At 72.4% G+C, this 9,046-nt stretch carries 7 protein-coding genes; 1 reads left to right on the top strand and 6 read right to left on the bottom strand.

What is annotated here, in order from left to right; translation table 11 throughout:
- From ABZ641_RS18285 to ABZ641_RS18260, 6 genes are all read right to left on the bottom strand, one after another.
- The coding region (locus ABZ641_RS18285) for an HTH domain-containing protein (protein WP_359982990.1) at positions 1-292 on the bottom strand (292 nt) is incomplete at its 3' end.
- 16 nt (positions 293-308) lie between these two features.
- A complete protein-coding gene (locus ABZ641_RS18280) occupies positions 309-1,241 on the bottom strand; it encodes an alpha/beta hydrolase (RefSeq protein WP_359982987.1) in 933 nt (310 codons plus the stop codon).
- 173 nt (positions 1,242-1,414) lie between these two features.
- On the bottom strand, positions 1,415-3,859 hold the full coding sequence (locus ABZ641_RS18275) for an endonuclease/exonuclease/phosphatase family protein (RefSeq protein WP_359982985.1): 2,445 nt from the start codon (positions 3,857-3,859) through the stop codon (positions 1,415-1,417).
- Positions 3,860-4,139: 280 nt separating this feature from the next.
- The gene (locus ABZ641_RS18270) at positions 4,140-5,096 is read right to left on the bottom strand and encodes an RIO1 family regulatory kinase/ATPase (protein ID WP_344623116.1); all 957 of its coding nucleotides are present in this window, start codon (positions 5,094-5,096) and stop codon (positions 4,140-4,142) included.
- Positions 5,097-5,345: 249 nt separating this feature from the next.
- A complete protein-coding gene (locus tag ABZ641_RS18265; RefSeq protein WP_359982981.1) occupies positions 5,346-6,569 on the bottom strand; it encodes a HEAT repeat domain-containing protein in 1,224 nt (407 codons plus the stop codon).
- 103 nt (positions 6,570-6,672) lie between these two features.
- Positions 6,673-7,779: a HoxN/HupN/NixA family nickel/cobalt transporter gene (locus tag ABZ641_RS18260; RefSeq protein ID WP_359982978.1), complete on the bottom strand. Its 1,107-nt coding sequence runs from the start codon at positions 7,777-7,779 to the stop codon at positions 6,673-6,675.
- A 313-nt stretch (positions 7,780-8,092) separates the two neighbouring features.
- On the opposite strand from ABZ641_RS18260, the gene ABZ641_RS18255 reads away from it, so the two are divergent.
- On the top strand, positions 8,093-9,031 hold the full coding sequence (locus ABZ641_RS18255; RefSeq protein WP_359982975.1) for a hydrolase: 939 nt from the start codon (positions 8,093-8,095) through the stop codon (positions 9,029-9,031).
- Positions 9,032-9,046: the final 15 nt, after the last annotated feature.

Genomic DNA, 9,046 nt, shown 5'->3' with positions numbered 1-9,046 from the left:
CCGCGTAGGGGGTGGCGGCGCCGACCGCGGCGAGCGCGGCGGTCAGCGCCGAGGCCTCCTCGGCGGTGAGGTGGATCGGCGGAAGCGTCGTCCCGGGGTCGACCGACCAGCCGCCGCCTCGTCCGGTCACGGCACGCACCGGGACGCCGGCCTCCATCAGGGTCTGGAGGTCGCGCTGCACCGTTCGCCCGCTGACCTCGAACCGCCCGGCGAGCACCGCGACCGTCAGGGGTCGCGGCGCCGCCGCGCGCAACTCCTCGACCAGCGTGTACAGTCGGGCGGTTCGCTTCATGCCGTCGACGCTACCCTCACGCGGCGGCCAGGAAGTCCCGTTCCCGCCGCACCTCCCGCTCGGTGGCGGTCAGCGGGAAGAGGGTGAAGCCGTGCATCGCACCGGCGACGACGCCGAGGTGCGCGCGCCCGCCCGCCGCCCGCCACCGGGCGGCCAGGAACAGCGAGTCGTCGAGCAGCGGGTCCTCGGTACCGACGACGATCCGGGCGGGCGGCAGCCTGGTGAGGTCCGCGAACAGCGGCGAGATCTCCGGGCTGCGGCGCCCCTCCTCCCCCGCCCCGGGCGTGAACAGCTCGTAACTGCCCTGCAGGGAGTCGGTGTTGCTCAGCAGCCGGCGTGGGCCGAAGTTGCGCTGGCTCGGTGTCATCGACAGGTCGTAGACGCCGTAGCGCAGGTTGGCCGCGCGGAACGCTCCGGTGAGGCCGTGCCGGTCGCGCAGGCGCAGCAGCGTCAGCACGGCGAGGTGGGCGCCGGCCGACTCGCCGCCGATCAGCAGCCGTTCGGTGCCGAACTCGGACGCCGCGTGCTCCACCAGCCACGACGCTGCGGCTTCGCAGTCGTCGGGCCCGGCGGGGAAGGGGTGTTCGGGGGCGAGGCGGTAGTCGATGCTCACCACGGCCAGCCGGGCCTGCTCGGCGAGCCCCCACAACCGCTCGTCCTGGCCGTCCGCGGAGCCGAACACCCAGCCGCCCCCGTGGATGTGCAGGTAGACGCCGGTCACCTGCTCCGGGACGAAGACCCTCACCCGGACGCCGCCCGCGACAGTGCGGTCCCGGCCGTGCGCCAGCCTCACCGGCGGGGTGTCCCCGCCGAGCCGGTTGCGCCGCAGGTGGGCCAGTACGGCGGCGTCGGGTGCCCGTCCGCGGGCCGGGCGGCCCGCGGCGGCGGCCTCGAACTGCGCGTTGAACGCCAGGGTCTCGGAGAGGCAGTCCTCGTCTGTGATCGTCATGACCCCGACTGTGCCGGTTGCCCGCGACAGCGTCCTGTCACCCTTTTCCTGTGAACCGCGTCACGCTCGGGCCCTCTGACGGCGGAACGGGCGCGGGCGGCGGGTCGACGGGAACGCGGGCGGGGCGCGGCTCGGGGGAAGTCCCGGGCCGCGCCCCGCCGTTCAGCCGCGGGTCACGGCTTGATGCGCACGATCTGCGGGTCGTGGTCGCTCGCCTGGGCGGCGAACTCGCTGTTGACGTGCACCACGTCGTAGTCGACGTGCTGGCGCTTCAGGCCGGGGCTGACCAGGATGTGGTCGAGCACCTGGGAGTTGCCCTGGTAGACGTACGAGTAGCGCTCGGACGCCGGCAGCTCGTTGACCAGGTCGCGGAGCACGCCGCCCTCGGTGAGGGTCTGCAGCGCGGGCGAGAACTGGTAGTCGTTGAAGTCGCCGAGGGAGACCACGCGGGCGCCCGGGTCGGCGGCGAGCAGCTTCGCCACGAAGGCGTGCTCGACGGCGGCCTGCTTGGTCCGCTGCACCTCGGAGCTGCGGGTCGGGGCCTGGAAGCGGCTGTCGATGCCCTGGTCGCCGCCCTTGCTGTTGAAGTGGTTGGCGATCACGAAGACCGGCTTGCCCTTGAAGGAGAACTGGCCGACCAGCGGCTTGCGGCTGGTCGTCCAGGCCTCGTTGCCCGGGTCGATGCGGCCCGGGGAGGCGGTCAGCGCGGTGGCCTTGCCGGTGCCGGTGACGTCGACCGCGGTCGTGGCGTCGCCGCCCGGGATGTCGGTGAAGGAGATCCGGGCGGGGTTGAAGAGGAAGCCCTGGCGGATGTTGCCGCCGGGCTCGCCGCCGTCCTTGCCGTCGACCGGGTCGATGGAGCGCCACTCGTAGGCCGGGCCGCCGGCGGCCTTGATGGCCGCGACGAACTTGGCGACGGTGGCGCCGGCGGTGACGGTGCCGTCGTTGACCGCGCCGTTGTCGTCCTGGATCTCCTCGAGGGCGACCACGTCGGGCGAGCGCAGGTTGGTGACGATGCCCTGGGCGAGCTGGGCGAACTTCTCGTCCGGGTCGGACGGGTCGAGGTTCTCCACGTTGTACGTGGCGATGGTGGCCTCGCTCGGCAGCGGGCGGGCGGTGACCTCGCGCTTGAGCCCGTTGTCCTTGAGCGCGCCCATCGTGGTGGCCGCGACGGTGTAGCCGCCGAACTGGTTGTAGTCGAGCGGGCCGACGGTGGTGCCGGTGAGGCGGTCGCCGACGTTGGCGACCGGGAAGGCGCCCTCGGCGGCCGGGATCAGCGACTGCACCATCAGGCGGCCGGTGTTCGGCTTGTCGTAGCCGAGGTAGACGACGCCGCCGCGGCGGGTGGCCGGGTCCTCGCAGGAGGCGTCCACCCACAGCTCGCCGTACTTGTCGGTGGCCTGGACGACGCGGGCGTCGGCGACCTCGACCCGCATGCCCTCCAGCGACTCGTACAGGTCGAGCGCGTAGGCCGCGGGCTGCAGCGGCAGGTTCTCGATGGTGGCGCCGGCGGCCTCGGGGGCGTAGGCGGCGGGGATGCTGCGGCCGTCGAGGCGGACGGCGGCGGGCAGCGGGTTGCCGGAGGAGAGCACGGTGGTCTTCGGCGCGCTCAGCTCGGTGACGGACTGGCTGCCGCCGGTGAACGACGGGTAGTACTCGGTGACCTTGGCGGTGACCAGCACCGAGTCGCCGACCTTGACGGTCGGGGCGGCGCTGCCGGTGTAGACGAAGACCGCCTCGCTGGTGGCCGGGTCGGCGTCCGGGGTGGCGTCCTGGATCCAGAAGCCCTTGGAGCCGGTGGTGCGCACGCCGGTGACGATGCCGGGGATGCCGGGGATGGTGCTGCCGGCCTTCGGGGATATCCGGGTGTTGCCCTGGATGTCGTGGATGCGGACGGTGCCGGGCTCGGTCGGGCCGGTGGAGCCGGAGCCGTCGCCGGCGTCGGCGGTCTCGCCCTTGCTGTTGACCGGGGTGGGCACGCCGGCCTTCAGGTCGGCGGCGTTGTCGTCGGTGTCGGGCAGGCCGGCGCCGCGGGCGACCGAGGCGGTGTTGCTCGCGCCGGCGGCGGAGGCGCTGCCCTCGTGGACGACGGCGGTGCCGAAGCCGACCAGGTCGCGGATCCGGGTGTCGGCGGCGCAGTCCGCGGCGGTCTTGCAGGTCAGCGGGGTGGTGCCCTGGACGAGCGCGACGGTGCCGGAGGTGCCGGACAGGGCGAGGGTGCCGGAGGCGTCCGGGGTGGGCAGGGCGACGGTGCCGCCGGTGCCCGCGGCCTCGGCGATCAGGAAGCGGCCGCCGGGCGCGATCGCGCCGCTCAGCGGGGTGACGCTCCAGGTGCTGCTGGCGCCCGGGGTGCCGGAGATGTACTGGACGCTCCAGCCGTCGAGGCCGAAGGCGGCGCCGCCCTTGTTGGCGAGCTCGATGAAGTCGTTCTTCAGCGTGGCGCCCGAGTTGCCGCCGCCGCCGTAGACCTCGGAGACGACCGCGTCGGCGGAGGGCGCGGCGGTGGCGAAGGGCAGCGGCACGAGGACCAGCGAGGCCGCCACGGAGGAGGACAGCACGGTCGCGCGCAGCAGTCTCCGGCGGGAGCGGGGGTTGCGGGCGGCGGTGGTTTCGGTCACCGGGAGGGGCTCCTTAATCTGCCGGCGGACGCGGGTCCACCGCGTGCGGGCAGCACGGTCACCCGGCGGACGTGGGCTCGCCGGGTGCTGAGGGTGTGTCAGAGTTGGTGACTACTCGCGTAGATACCGTGCAGTAAGATACGCGCGTAGAAGGTGACGCGACAAGACATCCTGCGTTAACTCTCGGCAGACGCCGCTCGCCCTCCCGCCGCCGAGGCACCGTCAGGGTCCGTACCGGGCAGGCCGCGAGGGGTCTGCCCGGTACGGACGGCCCGCCCGGCTACCCCAGCCGCGCGTCCGCGGCGAGCGAGCCGACCAGCTCCTCCACCCGCCCCTCGGGCAGGCCCCGCGACACGAACCAGGCCCCCACGTTGCGCACGTCCCGCTCCAGGAAGGACAGCCCGCGCGGGTTGGCGACCACGTCGACGATCTGCGGCACGTCGATGATCACCAGCCGGCCGTCGTGGACGAGGATGTTGTACGCGGAGAGGTCGCCGTGCGCGTAGCCGTCGACCGCGAGCAGCGACAGGCTGCGGCCGAGCTGCTCCCACAGGTCCTCGACGTCCGCCTCCTCGGCGCGGAGCTGGGCCAGCCGGGGCGCGGCCGCGCCGTCCCCGTCGCCGACGAACTCCATCAGGATCTCCGTCCCGGTGATCTGCACCGGGTACGGAACGGCCACCCCGGCCGACCAGAGCCGGCACAGCGCGGCGAACTCGGCCCCGGCCCACTGCCCGGCGATGGCCTCCTTGCCGAAGGCGGTGCGCTTGGCCATCGCCCGGGTGATCCGGGACTCCTTGTGCTGACGGCCCTCCAGGTAGCCGGAGTCGCGGTGGAACATGCGGTGCTGGGCGTCCCGGTAGCGCTTGGCGGCCATCAGGGTGCGGCGGCCGGTGCCCGGCACCGCGCGCTCCAGCAGGAAGACGTCGGCCTCCTTGCCGGTCTTCACGATCCCGAGCTCGGTGTCCACGGCCGCGAGTTCGGTCACCACCCAGTCGGGGCGCGGCTCGGGCCCCTTCTCGGTGGGGGTGGACCGGTCCCAGGTGGACCAGCGGTCGCCCTCGGCCGGGCCGTCGGACACGGCCGGGGCGGGGTCGTCGAAGCCCTCCGGGAACGCGGCCGCGGAGGGGACGTACTCGGGCTCGAAGTCGTCGAACCGGTCGGACCGGCGGCCGCGCCGCGGCCCACCCTTGGGACGGATACGGGAGAAGGAATCGCTGTCGGCAAAGCGCTCGCGCACTGCGGTGGCTCCTGGGGAGTGGCCCACCGGGTACGTCGGACGCGACGCGCTGTCAGCCGGTGGGGAGGTGACGATCGAGGGAGGCGTATGGCGCGCACGCGAAGGCGCGCCGCGACACGGCGGCAACCATCCGGACACACCTCCTCGACGTCGGGTCCTCGCACGGCGTTCGCGAGGACGTCAGCACACTAGCCGCTCCTGCCGGCGGCGCAACCGAATATCGAGCACGGGCGGCACCGCGTCCGCACCTCAGGCCTCCTGCGAGTCCGGGTACGTGGCGTCGATCAGTCCGGCGTAGGCGCGCAGCTCGGGGCGTCCGGTGGGCACCTTCCACCGGCGCAGGGCGTCCATCGACGGCCGGCCGCCCTCCTCGCTCTCGGCGAGGAAGCGCACGACCCGCTGCTGCGCCTCGCTCAACTCGTTGAAGCTCTGCGGCGGTTCGGCGGGAGCGTCCGGGAAGACCAGCGAGAGCAGCGTGCGCGCCGTGTAGTACCGGTCGTGGAACGCTTCGAGGCCCGTACAGCCGGCCAGGCCGGCCAGCACGGCCTCGACCGCCCGGAGCGTCGCGCCTTCGGACGTGCCGGCCAGGGCCATCGCCGCGAGGGCGCAGTAGGAGCCGCTCAGGAAGGACATCGTCCCGGCCCTCTCCGGCGGCCGGGCGACGACCTCGACCAGGGCGTCGACGACGGACGGGCCGGTGATGCCCCACCGCGTCAACGCGAAGGCGGAGGCCCAGCGCAGCTCGACCACCGGGCTGTCCAGGTAATGCTCGACGAAGGGGACGGCCGCCGGGTCGCCGAGCAGACCGAGGGCGACCAACCCCGTCGCCGCGGCCCCGGGCGAGTCCTCTCCGGCGACGAACGCCTGCAACAGCGGGACCGACATCGCCGCGGACTCGGGGAACCAGGCGAACAGGTTCGCCGTCTCGGCCCGCAGTTCGGGGCTGTCCGAGTTCAGCAGGACGGCGAGTTCGGGAAGTGCCTCCCGCACGGCGTCATAGCAGTGGACCACCGCTTCGGCGTCGATGAGTACCTGCGCCCAGCTGCCCTCGCGCTGTGTGCGCTGCTCGTCGTCCGCCGCCTCCGCGATCCACCGGGCCCAGTCGTCGGCTTCGCCGTGCAGCCCCTCCAGGTGGGCACGATCCTCCCGGGGGTCGTAGCCGTTCGGCAGGTGGTTGTTGTCCAGTCCGATCGCGATGGCGACCAGCAGAGCGACGAACCGATGTCTGTTGACCAATCTCGGGTCGAGTGCCATCCGCACGAGGAACGGAACGGTGTGCACCGCGGCCTGCGATCGCGTGCCCTGGTGCACGATGTGGTTCGCGAGCTGCGCACTCGGCGGGTACCGGCCCTCCCACACCCCCGCCTGCATCGCCCGGAGGTGTCCGGGGACGTCCTCGGCCGTGCCGTACGAGTGCTGGAGTCGGGCCCAGGGCACGTCGTCCAGGCCGGTGAGAGGGTCGGTGTCCGTCACGGCAGCAGATCCTGGCACGCCGGTACGACATCCGGCCCGGCCGGTGCTCCGTGCGACTCCCCGCCAGCCGGCCGCGGGGCCCGCGGAGCGCCGCCCGGCCGCGCTACTCGGCCTCGGCGGCGGCCGGCTCACGGACGGCCGCCGACCACTTCTGCTCGACCTTGCCGAGCTTCCAGTAGGCGATCGCACCGGCCCAGGTGACCACGAAGAGGCCGACGATGGCGTAGCCGACCATGTTGAGGTCGAGTTCGGCGATCCAGCCGATCGGGCCGGCGGTGATGCCGAGCTTCTCGGCGAGCAGGCCGACCAGCTCGACGACGCCGATGACCAGGGCGACCAGCACCGACAGGCCGGTGACGGTGAGGTTGTAGTAGATCTTGCGAACCGGCTTGGAGAACGCCCACTCGTAGGCGAAGTTCATGAACGACCCGTCGATGGTGTCGAGCAGGCTCATGCCGGCCGCGAAGAGGACCGGCAGCACCAGCAGCGCGTACCAGGGCAGCGAGAAGGCGGCGGCGCCGCCGGCCAGGACGAGCAGCGAGACCTCGGTGGCGGTGTCGAAACCGAGGCCGAAGAGCAGGCCGACCGGGTACATGTGCCAGGGCTTGGTGACGGCCCGGGTGACCCGGCCGAGGATCCGGTTGAGGAAGCCGCGCTTGTCGAGCTGGCGCTCCAGCTCCGCCTCGTCGAACTCGCCGTCCTTCATCCTGCGGAAGACCTTGAGGATGCCGTTGAAGGCACCGAGGTTGATCAGGCCGATCAGCACCAGGAAGGTGCCGGAGACGGAGACGCCGATCAGGCCGGTGGCGGTGTGCAGCGCCGACTCGTCGGACTCGACCTGCCCGGCCAGCGAGCGGATGCCGAAGGCCAGCAGCGCGCAGAGGCCGAAGACGATCGAGGAGTGGCCGAGCGAGAACCAGAAGCCGACGGAGAGCGGCCGCTTGCCCTGGCCCATCAGCTTGCGGGTGGTGTTGTCGATCGCGGCGATGTGGTCGGCGTCGAAGGCGTGCCGCATGCCGAGGGTGTAGGCGGTCAGGCCCATGCCGGCGCCGAAGACCTGGCCGCCGACGTCGTAGTGGCGCGGGGCGATCACGGCGAGCAGGGTGAACCAGCCGACGACGTGGAGGGCCAGCACGAAGCCGCCCATGCCGGCGAGCCGGATCCACTCCTCACGGGTGAGCCGGTCGCGCAGACGGCTTGGCGTTGACATGGGAGTCCTCCCGGCAGCGGACGGATGAGCCGGGCCATACTTTCGCCCCCAGGACTCAATTGCAAGTCATGTGCAACTGCTGACCCGGGGCACGCCGAGCTGCACCGATGCACCGGGGGCGCATTCCGCGGAGGACATGTCACACGACGTACCCGATCCCTTAACCTCCCGCGTCTTCCTCCAGCCTCTTCTACGCGCGGATACTCGGCTCGGTGCTCGGATCTACGCGCGGATACCCCAACCGTCCGCGTGCGGTTCCGGGCGCGGGTACCACTGCCCCCCAATCCCCCAACTCCCGACGGAGGAACGGCAGATGATCGGCACTCGCACCATCCGCACGAACGCGGCCCTGGCCGCCGGCGCCGTCCTGGCGGCCACCCTCACCGGCCTCGCGGCGCCCACCGCCCCGGCCGCGGCCGCCACCCCCCACCGGGTGCTCTTCGACAACAGCAAGGCCGAGACCGCCGGCAACGCCGACTGGGTCATCAGCACCAGCCAGCCCGACCCGCTCGGCCAGAACGCCAACCCCGGCACCGAGAAGAGCTGGACGGGCGCCCTCTCCGCCTGGGGCGTCGCCCTGCAGAAGGCCGGCGGCTACAGCCTCAAGACGCTGCCGTCCGGCTCGACCATCAGCTACGGCACCGGCGCCGCGCTCGACCTCGCCAACTTCGACACCTTCGTGATCCCCGAGCCCAACATCCGCTTCTCCACCGCCGAGAAGACCGCCATCATGCGCTTCGTGCAGAACGGCGGCGGGCTCTTCCTCGTCTCCGACCACAGCAACAGCGACCGCAACAACGACGGCTGGGACAGCCCCGAGATCATCAACGACCTCTTCACCAGCAACGGCGTCGACAACACCTCGCCGTTCGGCTTCTCGGTCGACGTGAAGACCATCAGCACCGACAACCCGCGGGCGGTCAACGACTCCGCCAACCCGGTGCTGCACGGCGCCTTCGGCAACGTCACCGGCTCGATCCTGCGCTCCGGCACCACCTTCACCCTCACCCCCTCCGCCAACTCCTCCGTCAAGGGCCTGGTCTACCGGACGGGCTACAGCGGCAACACCGGCGCCTTCTTCGTCACCAGCACCTTCGGCAGCGGCCGGATCGCCGCCTGGGGAGACAGCTCCCCGATCGACGACGGCACCGGCCAGTCCGGCAACACCCTGTACGACGGCTGGAACGACCCGGCCGGCACCGACGCGGCGCTCGCCCTGAACGCCACCGCCTGGCTCGCCAAGGCCTCCTGAGCCGCCCCGCCCGGC

Source organism: Kitasatospora sp. NPDC007106, from assembly GCF_040634455.1.
Classification (GTDB): Bacteria; Actinomycetota; Actinomycetes; order Streptomycetales; family Streptomycetaceae; genus Kitasatospora; species Kitasatospora arboriphila.
This window is presented reverse-complemented; position numbering and strand designations above follow the sequence as displayed.

What these genes read in the sequence shown, in the direction of transcription:
- ABZ641_RS18280 (WP_359982987.1), bottom strand. Translation starts at nt 1,241, where the DNA reads ATGACGATCACAGACGAGGACTGCCTCTCCGAGACCCTGGCGTTCAAC.
- ABZ641_RS18260 (WP_359982978.1), bottom strand. Translation starts at nt 7,779, where the DNA reads ATGTCAACGCCAAGCCGTCTGCGCGACCGGCTCACCCGTGAGGAGTGG.
- ABZ641_RS18255 (WP_359982975.1), top strand. Translation starts at nt 8,093, where the DNA reads ATGATCGGCACTCGCACCATCCGCACGAACGCGGCCCTGGCCGCCGGC.